Source organism: Duganella sp. CT11-25 (genome assembly GCF_047302815.1).
GTDB lineage: Bacteria > Pseudomonadota > Gammaproteobacteria > Burkholderiales > Burkholderiaceae_D > Rugamonas.
This window is the reverse complement of sequence record NZ_JBKBFD010000001.1, coordinates 6,596,246-6,610,466: the sequence shown is the minus strand read 5'-3', so window position 1 is coordinate 6,610,466 and position 14,221 is coordinate 6,596,246. Positions and strand designations below refer to the sequence as shown.

The 14,221-nt window shown below is 67.3% G+C and carries 15 protein-coding genes; 12 read left to right on the top strand and 3 right to left on the bottom strand.

The annotated features are described in order from the left end of the window. Window positions 1-215: 215 nt before the first annotated feature. Window positions 216-1,013, bottom strand: coding sequence for an RNA methyltransferase (locus ACEN9F_RS28755; protein ID WP_413425747.1), 798 nt, complete (start codon window positions 1,011-1,013; stop codon window positions 216-218). 168 nt (window positions 1,014-1,181) lie between these two features. Between ACEN9F_RS28755 and ACEN9F_RS28750 the strand changes: the two genes are divergently transcribed. The 6 genes from ACEN9F_RS28750 (at window position 1,182) to ACEN9F_RS28725 (ending at window position 6,200) form a co-directional block, all read left to right on the top strand. After that, a complete protein-coding gene (locus ACEN9F_RS28750; protein ID WP_413427208.1) occupies window positions 1,182-1,964 on the top strand; it encodes an inositol monophosphatase family protein in 783 nt (260 codons plus the stop codon). A gap of 217 nt (window positions 1,965-2,181) precedes the next feature. Continuing rightward, window positions 2,182-3,585, top strand: coding sequence for a DEAD/DEAH box helicase (locus ACEN9F_RS28745; RefSeq protein ID WP_413425746.1), 1,404 nt, complete (start codon window positions 2,182-2,184; stop codon window positions 3,583-3,585). A gap of 98 nt (window positions 3,586-3,683) precedes the next feature. After that, window positions 3,684-4,463: a hydroxypyruvate isomerase gene (gene hyi / locus ACEN9F_RS28740; RefSeq protein WP_413425744.1), complete on the top strand. Its 780-nt coding sequence runs from the start codon at window positions 3,684-3,686 to the stop codon at window positions 4,461-4,463. A 70-nt stretch (window positions 4,464-4,533) separates the two neighbouring features. Then, window positions 4,534-5,304 carry a hypothetical protein gene (locus ACEN9F_RS28735; RefSeq protein WP_413425742.1) on the top strand — a complete coding sequence of 257 codons (771 nt, stop codon included), beginning with the start codon at window positions 4,534-4,536 and terminating at the stop codon, window positions 5,302-5,304. Between the two features lie 12 nt (window positions 5,305-5,316). Beyond that, on the top strand, window positions 5,317-5,769 hold the full coding sequence (locus ACEN9F_RS28730) for a hypothetical protein (protein ID WP_413425740.1): 453 nt from the start codon (window positions 5,317-5,319) through the stop codon (window positions 5,767-5,769). A 56-nt stretch (window positions 5,770-5,825) separates the two neighbouring features. Next, a complete protein-coding gene (locus ACEN9F_RS28725) occupies window positions 5,826-6,200 on the top strand; it encodes a TraR/DksA family transcriptional regulator (RefSeq protein WP_413425738.1) in 375 nt (124 codons plus the stop codon). A gap of 3 nt (window positions 6,201-6,203) precedes the next feature. Here the strand turns inward: ACEN9F_RS28725 and ACEN9F_RS28720 are convergent, their stop codons facing one another. Further along, complete coding sequence (locus ACEN9F_RS28720) at window positions 6,204-6,566, bottom strand: hypothetical protein (RefSeq protein WP_413425736.1); 363 nt, start codon at window positions 6,564-6,566, stop codon at window positions 6,204-6,206. 246 nt (window positions 6,567-6,812) lie between these two features. Between ACEN9F_RS28720 and ACEN9F_RS28715 the strand changes: the two genes are divergently transcribed. From ACEN9F_RS28715 to ACEN9F_RS28690, 6 genes are read left to right on the top strand one after another with little or no spacing between them, the layout of a single operon-like run. Continuing rightward, a complete protein-coding gene (locus ACEN9F_RS28715) occupies window positions 6,813-8,468 on the top strand; it encodes an EAL domain-containing protein (RefSeq protein WP_413425734.1) in 1,656 nt (551 codons plus the stop codon). After that, entirely contained in the window at window positions 8,468-8,800 is a 333-nt protein-coding gene (locus ACEN9F_RS28710) for a hypothetical protein (protein ID WP_413425732.1), read from the top strand. The genes ACEN9F_RS28715 and ACEN9F_RS28710 overlap by 1 nt, the downstream gene beginning before the upstream one ends. Further along, window positions 8,797-9,642 carry an HDOD domain-containing protein gene (locus ACEN9F_RS28705; protein ID WP_413425731.1) on the top strand — a complete coding sequence of 282 codons (846 nt, stop codon included), beginning with the start codon at window positions 8,797-8,799 and terminating at the stop codon, window positions 9,640-9,642. The genes ACEN9F_RS28710 and ACEN9F_RS28705 overlap by 4 nt, the downstream gene beginning before the upstream one ends. Then, window positions 9,639-11,102, top strand: a complete 1,464-nt coding sequence (locus ACEN9F_RS28700; RefSeq protein WP_413425729.1) for an ATP-binding protein — start codon at window positions 9,639-9,641, stop codon at window positions 11,100-11,102. Before ACEN9F_RS28705 ends, ACEN9F_RS28700 begins: the two co-directional genes overlap by 4 nt. Next, window positions 11,099-12,433, top strand: a complete 1,335-nt coding sequence (locus ACEN9F_RS28695) for an HD domain-containing phosphohydrolase (protein WP_413425727.1) — start codon at window positions 11,099-11,101, stop codon at window positions 12,431-12,433. The genes ACEN9F_RS28700 and ACEN9F_RS28695 overlap by 4 nt, the downstream gene beginning before the upstream one ends. Further along, on the top strand, window positions 12,430-12,924 hold the full coding sequence (locus ACEN9F_RS28690; protein ID WP_413425725.1) for a response regulator: 495 nt from the start codon (window positions 12,430-12,432) through the stop codon (window positions 12,922-12,924). Before ACEN9F_RS28695 ends, ACEN9F_RS28690 begins: the two co-directional genes overlap by 4 nt. Here ACEN9F_RS28690 and ACEN9F_RS28685 read toward each other — a convergent pair. Beyond that, window positions 12,914-14,215 carry an ATP-binding protein gene (locus tag ACEN9F_RS28685; RefSeq protein ID WP_413425723.1) on the bottom strand — a complete coding sequence of 434 codons (1,302 nt, stop codon included), beginning with the start codon at window positions 14,213-14,215 and terminating at the stop codon, window positions 12,914-12,916. The two genes, ACEN9F_RS28690 and ACEN9F_RS28685, sit on opposite strands and share 11 nt — an antisense overlap. Window positions 14,216-14,221: the final 6 nt, after the last annotated feature.

Here is a 14,221-nt window from a genome sequence, read left to right as displayed (position 1 = left end):
CGTCCGTCTTGGTATATTTTTGCCTAGTGTACGGCAAAGCGCCGGGCCGCCTTAACGCAAAAATAGAGGGCGGCGTCTAGGCCGCCGCGACCACGGCCGGCAGGTAGGCGTCGCAGAATTCGGCCGGCATGCGGCGCGCGCGGCCGCGGCCGGTCTCGATGCAGAGCAGGTCCCGGCGGCCGCGCAGCACGGTGGCGAGCCGGCCAGGGCCGTGCTCAGTCTTTCCCCTGGCCCTGGCGGCCCGCCATGTGGCGGGCGATGCCGCGCAGGATGTTGACTTCCTCTTTTTCCAGCTGGGCGCGCGAAAACAGCCGCTTCAGGCGCGGCATCAGCTTGCGCGGATTGCCGGCGTCGAGAAAGCCGATCCGCACCAGCGCCTGCTCCAGGTGCTGGTACATGCCCTCGATCTGCTCGATGCTGGCGGCCTCGCCGTGAAAGCCGATCTCGTTGGCGTCGCCGGCCGGCTGGCGGGCCGAGCGGGTCACGCCCGCGCCCTCCAGCACCGCCATGCGGCATTCGTAGGCCAGCACCTGGGCCGCCTGCGACAGGTTCAGCGACGAGTAGTCGGGATTGGCCGGAATGTTGATCAATACATTACATTTCTCGACCAGCTCGTTCGGCAGGCCGAAGCGTTCGTTGCCGAAGATCAGCGCCGCACGCAGCTCCGGCTGCGCCACCAGCTGCCCGGCCAGCTCGCGCGGGGTATGCACCGGCGGCGAGAATTCGCGCAGCCGGGCCGACACGGCGGCCGCGTAGTTGATGCCCTCCAGCGCCTCGGCCATGTTGCCCACCACCCGCGCGGCGCCCAGGATATCCTGGGCGCCGCTGGCGAAGGCCACCGCCTCGGGATCCTGCAGCGCGTTCTCGAAGCGCGGCGTGACCAGCACCAGCTCGCTGTAGCCCATGGTTTTCATGGCCCGCGCGACGGCCCCGATATTGCCCGCTCGGCTGGTTTCGACCAGGATAAATCGCAGCTGTTTGAAAAGATTGGTGTTGATTTCGGGCAGGTTCATTTAAAATAGCGCTATTGCGCGGTATCGATACAAGAATTTCCCCGGATTTTACCCTGTCGCCGCCGCTCCGCTCTTTAATTCACTCTTGTACTCTATCGTGCTGCCGGACGGGTCCTGTCCTCCGGTGGGCGTTAGCGTTCTTTTAACGGAAAAGCTTACATGCACCCAATGCTCAACACGGCGATCAAAGCCGCCCGCCGCGCCGCCGCCGTCATCAACCGCGCCTCGTTCGATCTCGACCGCGTGATCGTCACCGAGAAAAACCACAAGGACTTCGTCACCGACGTCGACCAGGCCGCCGAACAGGCGATCATTGAAGTGTTGTCCAAAGCTTATCCCGACCACGCCTTCCTGGCCGAGGAATCGGGCGCTTCCGCCAAACTGAACGACGAGACTGAATACGCCTGGATCATCGACCCGCTCGACGGCACCACCAACTTCATGCACGGCTTCCCGCAATACTCGATCTCGATCGCGCTAGCGCAGCGCGGCGTGATCACGCAAGCGGTGATCTACGACCCGGTGCGCAACGACCTGTTCACCGCCACCAAGGGCGCCGGCGCCTACCTGAACGACAAGCGCATCCGCGTCACCAAGCTGGACCGCATCGCCAACGCGCTGCTGTCGACCGGCTACGTGGCCGGCAACGCCAAGGCGCTGGACGAATACCTGAAGATGTACGGCATCATGGCCGAACGCTGCCACGGCGTGCGCCGCCCGGGCAGCGCCGCGCTGGACCTGGCCTACGTCGCCGCCGGCCGCCTCGACGGCTTCTATGAAAAAGGCCTGAAGCCTTGGGACATCGCCGCCGGTTCGCTGATGGTGACCGAATCGGGCGGCATCGTCGGCGAGTTCAACGGCGAGTCCGACTACCTGTACAAGGGCGACATCATCGCCGCCAGCCCGAAGATCTTCGGCCAGATGGTCGGCCTGCTGACGCCGTTCGCCTAAGCGCGCGCCCCGCGCGGGGCAAAAGAAGAAACTTTGTTACAAAAAAAGGGAGCGAATGCTCCCTTTTTCATTTCCTAAATGAAACATAAGGCGAGCTTAGCTGCTATACTAAGACTTGCGGCCCCCTGACCAGTCCTTAGCCGCGATCAATACAACAACCGATTGCCTGCGACTGGCGCCTTGAACGGCGACAGGCCGATCTTTACATAAAGTTAATATGTCATTCTCCTCCCTCGGTTTGTCCGACGCTATCGTCCGCGCTGTTACCGAAGCCGGCTACACCTCGCCCACCCCCATCCAGGCCCAGGCGATCCCTGCGGTCCTGAACGGCGGCGACCTGCTGGCAGGCGCGCAAACCGGCACCGGCAAGACCGCCGGCTTCACGCTGCCCATCCTGCACCGCCTGTCGACCGACGCCAAAGGCGCGGCGATCACCAGCAACACCGCCGCCCGTCCGATCCGCGCGCTGATCCTGACCCCGACCCGCGAACTCGCGGCCCAGGTCGAGGAAAGCGTGCGCATCTACGGCAAGTACACCAAGCTGAACTCCACCGTGATCTTCGGCGGCGTCGGCATCAACCCGCAGATCAAGCAGCTCAAGCACGGCGTCGACGTGCTGGTCGCCACCCCGGGCCGCCTGCTGGACCACATGGAACAGCGCACCGTCGACCTGTCCAAGGTCGAGATCCTGATCCTCGACGAAGCCGACCGCATGCTCGACATGGGCTTCATCCGCGACATCAAGAAAGTGCTGGCCGCGCTGCCGCCGAAACGCCAGAACCTGCTGTTCTCGGCCACCTTCTCGGACGAGATCAAGGCGCTGGCCGACGGCCTGCTGAACAAGCCGGCCATGATCGAAGTGGCGCGCCGCAACTCGGCGGTCGAAGTGATCGCCCAGCTGATCCACCCGGTCGACCGTGACAAGAAGCACGCCATGCTGTCGCACCTGATCAAGGCCAACCAGTGGAACCAGGTGCTGGTGTTCACCCGCACCAAGCACGGCGCCAACAAGCTGGTCGAACAGCTGGGCGGCGACGGCATCGGCGCCATGGCGATCCACGGCAACAAGAGCCAGTCGGCGCGCACCAAGGCGCTGTCCGAGTTCAAGGACAACAAGCTGCAAGTGCTGGTCGCCACCGACATCGCCGCGCGCGGCATCGACATCGACCAGTTGCCGCACGTGGTCAACTACGACTTGCCGAACATCCCGGAAGACTATGTGCACCGCATCGGCCGCACCGGCCGCGCCGGCGCCACCGGCGAAGCCGTGTCGCTGGTCTGCGTGGACGAGCACGACATGTTGAAAGACATCGAAAAGCTGATCAAGCAAACCCTGCCGCGCGCAGTGATACCGGGCTTCGAGCCGGATCCCAACGCGCGTCCGCAACCGGTGCAACTGCGCAGCGGCGGCCCCGGCCACCGCAACGGCGGCGGCGGCGGCCGTAGCGGCGGCGGCCGCGCCAAACCTGCCACGGCCGGCGCCAAGCCGGCCGGCGGCGGTGGCGGCGGCAAGCCACGCGCGCCCGGTGCGCCGGGCGGCGGCAACGGCGGCGGCCCGCGCACCGGCGGCAACGCCCCGCGCTCGGCAGCCCAGCACCGCTCCGGCGGCCGCGGCCGCTAAGCAGTGGAAGCCACCTCGCGGTGGCTTTTTTTTGCCCGCCACAAAGTTGGCATTTGGATTAGGATAGCGGCTCCGCCACAGTTCGCCCCGGAGCCGCCATGCCCAAGTTCGCCGCCAACCTGTCCATGCTGTACCAAGACGCGCCCTTCCTGGAGCGCTTCGCCCTGGCCCGCGCCGCCGGCTTCGAGGCGGTCGAATTCCTCTTCCCCTACGCCCACGAGGCCGAACAGATCGCCGAGCGCCTGCGCCGCCACCGGCTCCAGCTGGTGCTGTTCAACCTGCCCTGCGGCGACTGGAACGGCGGCGACCGCGGCATGGCCTGCGATCCGCGCCGCATCGAGGAATTCCGCGCCGGCGTGCCCGTCGCGCTGGAGTACGCGGCCGAACTGGGCGTCAGCCGGCTGCACTGCATGGCCGGCAAGACGCCCGCCGGCCTCGATCCGGCGCGCGCCCGCGACACCTATCTCGACAACCTGCGCTACGCCGCCGGGCTGCTGCGGCCGGCCGGCGTCGACCTGCTGATCGAGCCGATCAACCACTACGACATGCCCGGCTACTTCCTCAACCACAGCCGGCAGGCGCTGGATATCATCGCCGAGGCCGGCTGCCCCAACCTGTTCCTGCAGTACGACATCTACCACATGCAGCGCATGGAGGGCGAGTTGAGCAACACGATCCGCGCCCACCTGCCGCTGATCAAGCACATGCAGATCGCCGACACCCCCGGCCGCCACGAACCGGGCACCGGCGAGATCAATTACCGCCACCTGTTCGCCTTCATCGACCAGATCGGCTACGACGGCTGGCTCGGTTGCGAATACCTGCCGGCCGGCGACACCGACGCCGGCCTGGGCTGGCGCGCCGCGCTCACCGCCTAGTCTGCTGCGCATTCGCAACACGGTAATATCCCCAGCGGCAACAATATCCCTCACAACCTGCGGAGTGCTTATGAAACTGTCTCGTCTGTTCCTGATCCTCGGACTGGCGGCCCTGCTGGGCGGCTGCGCCAGCAGCACGCCGCGCATGGCGGAGGTGCGCGCGTTCGCCGCCCAGTCGCCCAAGCTGAACGCGTATCACGAATTGACCGAGCGCTACCGGGGCACCTACCAGCGCGAGCAACCCTTCCTGTCGGCCGCCGCCGACCAGCGCGAGCGGGCGCTCGACCGCCAGCGCCAGGACGCCTGCGACGACTTCGTCAAGCTGCAGTACGGCGTGCAAGCCTATATGCAGGCGCTCGGCAAGCTGGCCGGCGACGACCAGTACGACCTCGAGGACCAGGTCAAGGGCTTGAGCGGCGGCATCAAGGCCTGGCCCGACACCGGCCTGGCCGACCGCCACGTCAACGCCTTCGCCGGCCTGACGCGGCTGCTCACCCGCGCCGTCACGCTGCCCATGCAGGAAAACGCCGTCAACCAGCTGATGCTCGACGGCCGGCAGCCGATGCAGGAATTGCTGGACGCCATGCGCACCCTGCTGCGGCTGTACGACAAGAGCAACGACAACGAACAGAAAACCGTGCTCGGCATGCTGGAGGTGGAGATCCCCTTTGTCGATCCGCAGCCCAACCGGCTGTTGCTGGCCCTGGCCAAGTCCCAGCAGCAAAGCAAGAGCGCCGAATACCGGCTGGTCGGCCTGCGCTACACGCTGGCGCAAAAAAACCTGGACGCCATCGAGCGCAGCCACCGCGCGCTGCTGAGCCAGATCCCGCAACCCAAATAAACCGGAGGCGCCATGCCAGACCCGCACAACCAGGATGAGATCGAAGCCTTGGCCGACAGCCTGTCGGCCTGCGCCGACGCCTTGCACACGCGCCTGATGCGCGCCATCCGCCGCCAGCCGCAGGACCCGACGCCCAGCCTGCCCAGCCTGCCCGGCATCTCGCAGGGCGTGGCGCAGGCGCTGTTTGAAAACGAGGTGGCGCTGCGCCAGCGCGCCAACCGCCTCTACCTGGACGCCGCCGTGCTGGCCGCCAGCGGCCTCGGCGGGCAGCAGCAGCGGCTGCTGGACCTGACCGCGCGCGCCCAGGAAAAGATCCGCAAGCTCGACCGCCTCAAGGACTTGATCGACCTGACCGCCGAGCTGCTGTCGCTGGGCGCGGCGCTGGCCAGCGGCCAGCCGGACCAGATCCTGTCGCCGCTGGAAAAACTCAAGCACCATCTCGACGTCCTGCATACCCCGGGCTGACGCGGCGCCGAACAAAATCGCTTGGCGCGGGTCCAATGCCGTAAGGAGCATGCGGCATGAACGGACTGGATGACCATCAATGGCAGGCCTTGCAGGCGCGGCTGGAGCGCGCCCGCGCCGCGCTGCTCAGCCAGCTGGCGGACGACCTCGACCGCCAGACCGACGTGCGCCTGCCCTTGCCGCACGAGGCCGAGGCCTCGCCGGCCGACAACGCCAGCCAGCGCACCCTCAACGCGCTGGTGCACGAGGCGGCCGAGCACACGGCGCGCCAGCTGGGCGTGGTGCGCCATGCGCTGGCCAAGTTCGCCGATCAAAGTTATGGCTTGTGCGAAAACTGCGGCGAGGACATCGGCTATTCGCGCCTCGATGCGCGGCCGGAGGCGCGCCTGTGCATCAGCTGCCAGAAGCGGCTGGAGCAGCGGCGCCGGTGACGCTCAATCGTTGTTGAGCCAGGGTTGGTTGCGGATCTTGGCCACCTGGCGCTGCGCCATCAGGCGCCACAGCTGCAGCGCATCGGCTTGCGCCAGCGCCGTCATCAGGCGCGGGCTGGCCAGCGCGATTTCGCAATCGCGGTCCGACCATTCGGCGAAGCGCACCGCGCCGCCGCCCGACACTTCCATCTCGTACATCAGGCCGTCGTCATAGCCGAAGCGCAGCACGGCGCTGCCGGGACCGCCGTCGGGGCTGGCGGCCTTGCCGCTGTAGACCTCGGCCAACACCGCCGCCATCTGGGCTTCGGACGGCGCCGCCACATCGCGTCCGTCCGGACCGGTGAGCACTACCCATGCCTGTGTCATTGCCGCATCCCCCTATCAAAACAGCGTTGGTCCGACGGGTGCCTCGGTTTTTTTATTGTAGCAACCTATCATACCGAAATTTGCCCGCCGCGCAGGCATAGTCTCGGATAAGCAACAGCGCCGGCTTTTCCGCGCGTGCGCGCAGGCCGCAAAAAAAGTTGACCGGTGTGACAAGAAAAGCAAGCGTGGCCGTATAATCGATTGAGATTCTTGCGATCAGCCACTACTATTTTGATAGGCGTGCCGATGAGTTCAGCCGTGGAACAGCCCGTACTCCCCTCCGCGATCGCGGCGACCGAGCCGCGCTTGGACGCCGCGCTGGAACAGGCGCTGGCGCAGGACCAGTTGCGCCTGCTCTACCAGCCGCTGGTGGACTTGCAGACCGGCGCCGTGGCCAGCCTGGAGGCGCTGGTGCGCTGGCAGCATCCCGAGCTGGGCCTGTTGTCGGCCCAGGACTTCCTGCCGCGCGCCGAGGCGGCCGGCATGACGGCCGCCATCGGCCACTGGGTGCTGCGGCGCGCGTGCGGCGACCTGCACCACTGGCGCCAGGGCGGCCAGGCCAACCTGAAGGTGGCCATCAACGTCGCCCCCAGCCAGTTCCGCGATCCCGGCTTCGGCGCCGCCGTGGCCGCCACGCTGGACGACTACGGCATCACACCGTCCGCGCTGGCGCTGGAAATCACCGAAGTCGCCCTGACCGAGGCCGGCGCCTACTGCGACGAGGTGCTGGCCGGCTTCAAGGCGCGCGGCCTGTGCCTGACGCTGGACGACTTCGGCACCGGCCACGCCTCGCTCAGCAGCCTGAAGCGTTATCCCTTCGACGCCATCAAGATCGACGCCGACTTCATCCGCGACGTGGTCACCGACAGCAACGACGCGGCCATGTCCAAGAGCATCATCGCCATGGCCCACCACCTGGGCATGAAGGTGGTGGCCGAGGGGGTGGAGACCGAAAGCCAGTGCGACTTCCTGCGCCGCAATATGTGCGACCAGATCCAGGGGTATTTCTTCGCGCCGCCGCTGCCGCCGGGCGAGCTGCACGCGCTGCTGGCCGCCGGGCGCGCGCTGCCGCCGCACCTGCTGCGCATGCACAAGCCGCCGCGCCGCCTGCTGCTGGTGGACGACGAGCCCAACATCGTGGCCGCGCTCAAGCGCCTGCTGCGCGGCGACAACTACCAGATCTACACCGCCGGCGACGGCCCGCAGGGCCTGGAGGTGCTGGCCCAGCATCCGGTCGACGTCATCGTCTCCGACCAGCGCATGCCGGGCATGCTGGGCGCCGACTTCCTGCGCAAGGCCAGGCAGCTGGCGCCGGACACGATCCGCATCATGCTGTCCGGCTATACCGAGCTGCAATCGGTGACCGACGCCGTCAACGAGGGCGCGATCTACAAATTCCTGACCAAGCCGTGGGACGACGACCAGCTGCGCGGCCATATCGCCGAAGCCTTCCGGGTCAAGGAAATCGCCGACGACAACGAGCGCCTGCACCTCGAAGTGCGCAGCGCCAACCAGGAGCTGGCCGCCGCCAACCGCCGCATGGAACAGCTGCTGCAGGAAAAGCAGCGCCAGATCAGCCGCGACGAGATCAGCCTGAACGTCGCGCGCGAATTGCTGCAGCAATTGCCGCTGGCGGTGATCGGCATGGACGACGCCGGCATGATCGCCTTCATCAACGGCGCCGCCGAAGGCTTGTTCCGCCACGGCGGCGGCCTGCTGGGCCACGAGGCCGGCGTGGTGCTGCCCGAGCTGTTCCCGGCCGACGACGCCGGCGCCGCCAGCCCCAGCCGCCACACCGCCAGCATCGGCGGCCAGCGCTACGAAGTCCTGATGTATCCGATGGGCGAGCGCTCGGCTTCGCGCGGCAGCCTGATCACCCTCAGCAAAATGGAGCAACCCTGATGAACGCCGACAGCAACACCAGTGAAATCGGCCTGGACCAGGCCGCCGCCGGCATGATACTGGCGAGCGCGCTGCTCGACGCCAACGGCAGCGTGCTGCTGCCGCAGGACGCGGCGCTGACCGACGGCATGCTGGCCTCGCTGCGCCGGCGCGGCATCGAGCGCTGCGTGGTGCGCACCGCGGCCGAACCGGTCGACCCCGCCGTGCTGGCGCGCGAGCGCGAACGCCGCCTGCAGCGCCTCGAGCACCTGTTCCGCCACCGCGCCGACGGCGCCGGCAGCCTGCTGTTGCTGGAGCGGCTGCGCGCCTACCGCGGGCGCCAAGCGCCATGACCGCCGACGACATCATCAAGGCGGTGCGCGACCTGCCCTCGCTGCCGGCGGTGGTCAGCGAGCTGCTGGCCACCATGGACCAGGAAGACATCGACACCCATGCGCTGGCGGCCCGCATCACGCTCGACCAGGCGCTGACGGCCAAGACGCTGCGCCTGGCCAACTCCTCGTTCTACGGCATGCCGGCCAAGGTCACCACCATCCAGCAAGCGATCTCGGTGCTGGGCTTCCACAGCATCCGCACCCTGGTCACCGCCTGCTCGGTGACCGGCAGCTTCAAGCCCGGCCCCGGCAACGACTTCAACTTCCCGGCCTTCTGGCGCCACGCGATCGCCAGCGCGGTCTGCGCCCGCGTGCTGGCGCCGCACTACCGCCTCAACCCGGACACCGCCTTCACCGCCGGCCTGCTGCACGACCTCGGCACGCTGGTGATGTGCACCCGCTTCCCGGACGAATACCGGCGCGTCGGCGCCTACCGCCGCGAGCACGACTGCATGAGCGCGCAGGCCCAGACGGCCGTGTTCGGCGTCGACCACGCCGCCGTCGGCAGCGCGCTGGCCGCGCACTGGAAGTTTCCGCCGCCGATACAGCTGGCGGTGGCGGAACACCACCAGGCCGGCGAGCGCGCGGTGCGCGGCGCGCCGGTCACGCTGTCGACGGTGATCTACCTGGCCAACATCCTGGCCCACGCGCTCGACCTGTCGGAGCAGGAGGACGACCAGGCGCCGCCGCTGTCGGCCGCCGTGTGGCAGACGCTGGCGCTGAGCGAAGCCGCCTGCGACAGCATTTTCAGCGAGACCGAAAAAATGTTCCACGATATGTGCCAGATGCTGACGCCATGAATACCTCGCCCACCTCCCCGCTGGCCGCCGGCGCCCTCCCCTACGCGGAAATCGCGCTGTCGGAGTTTTTCGAGGGCCATCCGGTCCCCACCTTCGCCATCGACAACCGGCACGTGATCACCCACTGGAACCGCGCCTGCGAACACCTGCTGGGCTGGAGCAAGCTCGACATGATCGGCACCAGCAACCACTGGCAAGCCTTCTATCCCAAGCCGCGCCCGGTGCTGGCCGACCTGATCGTGGCCGGCGGCCCGGACCAGCTGGAGCTGCACTACGCCGGCAAGTACCAGCCGTCGGCGCTGATCCCCGGCGCCTTCGAGGCCGAGGATTTCTTCCCCAACATCGGCGCCCGCGGCCACTGGCTGCACTTCACCGCCGCGCCGCTGCGCGACAGCGACGGCCGGGTGGTCGGCGCGATCGAGACGCTGCGCGACGTCACCGAGCGGCGCGTGGCCGAGAACGCGCTGCGCCGCGCGCACGACAACCTCGAGCACGTGGTGGAAAAGCGCACCGCCCAGCTGGCCGACATGAACGAGCAGCTACAGGAAGACATCCGCCAGCGCCACCTGGCCGAGGCCGAGCTGCGCCACAGCAACCTGGAACTGACCGAACTCAACAACAAACTGTCGCGCGCCCAGCAGCAACTGGTGCAGGCCGACAAGCTGGCCTCGATCGGCCAGCTGGCGGCCGGCGTGGCGCACGAGATCAACAACCCCATCGGCTACATCTTTTCCAACTTCACCACCTTGCAAACCTATCTCGACCAGCTGTTCGAGATGCTGGCCGCCTACGAGCAGGCCGAGGCCGGCATGGGCTCGTCCGCCGAGGCCGCCGCGCTGCGGAGCCGGCGCGAGCAGATCGACCTCGACTTCCTGCGCACCGACATCCCGGCCCTGATGGCCGAGTCGCGCGAGGGCATCGTCCGCGTGCGCCACATCGTGCAAGACCTGAAGGACTTTTCGCGGGTCGACGCCAACCAGGAATGGGTCTGGACCGACCTGCACCGCGGCATCGATTCGACGCTCAACATCGTCGGCAACGAGGTCAAGTACAAGGCCGACGTGGTCAAGGAATACGGCGACATTCCCGACATCGAATGCCTGCCGCTGCAGATCAACCAGGTGGTGATGAACCTGGTGGTCAACGCCGCCCACGCCATCGGCGAGCAGCGCGGCCGCATCACCGTGCGCACCGGTACCGACGGCGGCGACCAGGTCTGGATCGAGATCGGCGACAACGGCAGCGGCATCGCGCCGGAGGCGCTGTCGCGCATCTTCGATCCCTTCTTCACCACCAAGGCGGTCGGCAAGGGCACCGGACTGGGGCTGTCGCTGGCCTATGGCATCGTGCAAAAGCACGGCGGCCGCATCGAGGTCGAAACCGAGCTCGGCAAAGGCACCTGCTTCCGCGTGCGCCTGCCGGTACGCCACACCGACGCCGCCGCCGGGGAGCAGCCATGAATACCGCCCTGTCGCCGGCGCCGCAGGCCGCCGCGGCCGCAGTCCCCACGCTGCTGTGCGTGGACGACGAACCGAACATCCTGTCGTCGCTGCGGCGCCTGTTCCGCCCGGCCGGCTACCGCGTGCTGCTGGCCGAGAGCGGCGCCCAGGGCCTGGAAGTGCTGGAAAAGGAAGCGGTCGACCTGGTCATTTCCGACATGCGCATGCCGGAAATGAACGGCGCCCAGTTCCTGGCCCAGGTGCGGGCGCGCTGGCCCGACACCATGCGCCTGCTGCTGACCGGCTATTCGGACATCCAGTCGATCCAGGACGCCATCAATTGCGGTGAGATCTACCGCTACATCACCAAGCCGTGGGAAGACGGCGACATCCTGCTGGTGGTGCGCCACGCGCTGGAACGGCGCGGGCTGGAGCAGGAAAAGCTGCGGCTGGAAACGCTGACGCTGCGCCAGAACGAGGAATTGAAAACCCTCAACCAGAGCCTGGAGGCCAAGGTCGAGGCGCGCACCCGCCAGCTCAAGGCCGAGCACGACGCGACGATGGCCGCGAATGGCAAGCTCAAGACCAACTTCGTCACCACCATCAAGATTTTCTCCAGCATGATCGAGCTGCGCGCGCACAACCAGCCCGGCCACGCGCGCCTGGTGGCCGACCTGGCGCGCCAGATCGCGGTGCGCATGGAGCTCGACGGGCGCGACAGCCAGGACATCTTCATCGCCGCGCTGCTGCACGACATCGGCAAGATCGGCTTTGCCGACGATCTGCTGCAAACCCCGCTGACCATGCTGAAGGGCGAATCGCTGGCCCTGTTCCGCAAGCATCCGGTGCGCGCCGAGGAGCTGCTGATGCCGCTGGAAGACTTGCGCGGCAGCGCCGCCATCCTGCGCTGCCAGCTCGAGCGCTTCGACGGCAACGGCTTCCCCGACGGCCTGGCGGGGCTGGCGATCCCGCTGGGCGCGCGCATCCTGGCGCTGGCGGCCGACTATTACAACCTGCAGCAGGGCGCGATGGTGCAGCGCCACCTGCGGCCGGACGAGGCCAAGTCGCTGATCCTCGACGCCAGCGGCAAGCGCTACGACCCGCATGTGGTGGCGGCCTTCCGCCAGATCATCGACGGCGGCGATACCGCCGGCGCCGGGGTCGAGGTGCTGTCGGGCGAACTGGTGCCGGGCATGGTGCTGGCGCGCGACCTGGTCAGCCGCGACGGCCTGATGCTGCTGTCCGTCGACCACGTGCTCGACGCCCGCATGATCCAGCAGGTGCAGGATTTCGAAACCAAGAGCGGCAACCGGCTGGCGATCTGGGTGCGCAACGCCAAGGGGGCGACATGAGCAAGATCCTGCTGGTCGACGACGAACCGAATGTGCTCAACGCGCTGCAGCGCGCGCTGACGCAGGCGCTGCGCGACGCGCCGCCGCAGATCGAAAGCTTCACCAATCCGTTCGACGCGCTCAACCGCATCTGCGCCTGCGATTTCGACCTGGTGATCTGCGACTACATGATGCCGCAGATGAGCGGCGGCGAGCTGCTGCAGGCGCTCAAGGACGTGGCGCCGAACACCGTGCGCATCATGCTGAGCGCCTCGACCGAATTCGACACCATGCTGAGCGCCATCAACCAGGCGCAGGCGTTCCGCTTCATGAGCAAGCCGTGGGAGGTGGCCGAGCTGGAACAGAATGTGCGGCAGGCGCTGGCGCTGCGCGCCGAGCTGGTCGGTCAGCCCGGCGCCACGCCGCAGGAGCTCGAGGCGCAGCGGCTGGAAGCCGAGGAGCCCGGCCTGCTGCGGGTCAAGCGCGACGCCGACGGCTCCATCATCCTTTAGCCTGCGACGGCTGCACCGGCAGGTGCACCGTGAAGCGCGTGCCCTGGCCCACCGTCGAGGCGACCTCGATGCGGCCGCCGTGGCGGTTGACGATGCCGTAGGACAGCGACAGGCCCAGCCCGGTGCCGCTGCCGACCGGCTTGGTGGTGAAGAAGGGCTCGAAGATGCGGTTCAGGTTTTCCGGCGCGATGCCGACGCCGTTGTCGCCGACCTCGATCCAGACCCAGTCGTTGGCGGCGCCGGTGCGGATGGTGATCACGCCCTGCTCGCGCAGCGCGTGCGCGGCGTTGACCAGCAGGTTCATGAACACCTGGTTTAGCTGCGAGGCCAGGCAGGTCACCGGCGGCAGCACGCCGTACTGCTTCTCGACCCGCGCCTTGTACTTGATCTCGTTGCTGACGATGTTCAGCGTGCTGTCCAGGCCGTGGTGCAGGTCGGCCACCTGCCACTCGGTCTCGCCGACGTGGGAAAAATCCTTCAGCGCCTGGACGATGTCCTTGACCCGCTTGAGGCCGTCCATCGATTCGCGCACCAGGTCGGTCACGTCGTCCTTCAGGAACTCCAGGTCGGCCTGACTGCGCAGCGCCGCCAGCTGGGCCGCCAGCGCCGGATGCGGCGCCGCCGCCTGCTCGTACTGGTCGATCACGCCCAGCAGCGTGCCGACGTAATTCTTCAGCGAGCCCATGTTGGAATTGACGAAGCCGACCGGGTTGTTGATCTCGTGCGCGATGCCGGCCGCCAGCTGGCCGATCGACGCCATCTTCTCCGATTGCAGCAGTTGCTCGTGGGCGTCGCGCAGTTCGGCGATCAGCGCCTGCTGCTCGACGCCCTTGGACTGCAGCGCCTCTTCCATGCGCTTGCGCGCGGTGATGTCGGTCAGCGAGCCGATCACCTCCAGCGGCTTGCCGTGCTCGTCGCGGATCAGGCGCAGCGTATCGTGCATCCACAGATAGCTGCCGTCATGGATGCGGAAGCGGTACTCGTAGGCGCGCTGGCCCTCGGTGAACACCAGCGCCAGGCTGGAAAAGATGGCCGGCGCGTCGTCCGGATGGATATGGTCGAACCAGAAGTTCGGATCGGCCACCATCTCTTCGGGCCGGTAGCCCAGCACATTCAGGGCGTTGTTGCTGACAAAGGTCATCTTGAAGTCGCCGCTGGGCACGGTGCAATAAATGATGGCCGGGGTGTTGTCGACCAGGTATTGCAAGCGCACCAGGGGCGACGCCGCTTCGGCCGGCACGGTGCCGGCGGCGGTATCGGAAGAAAAGAGCTCGAACTCGTCAAATTGCATCTTGAT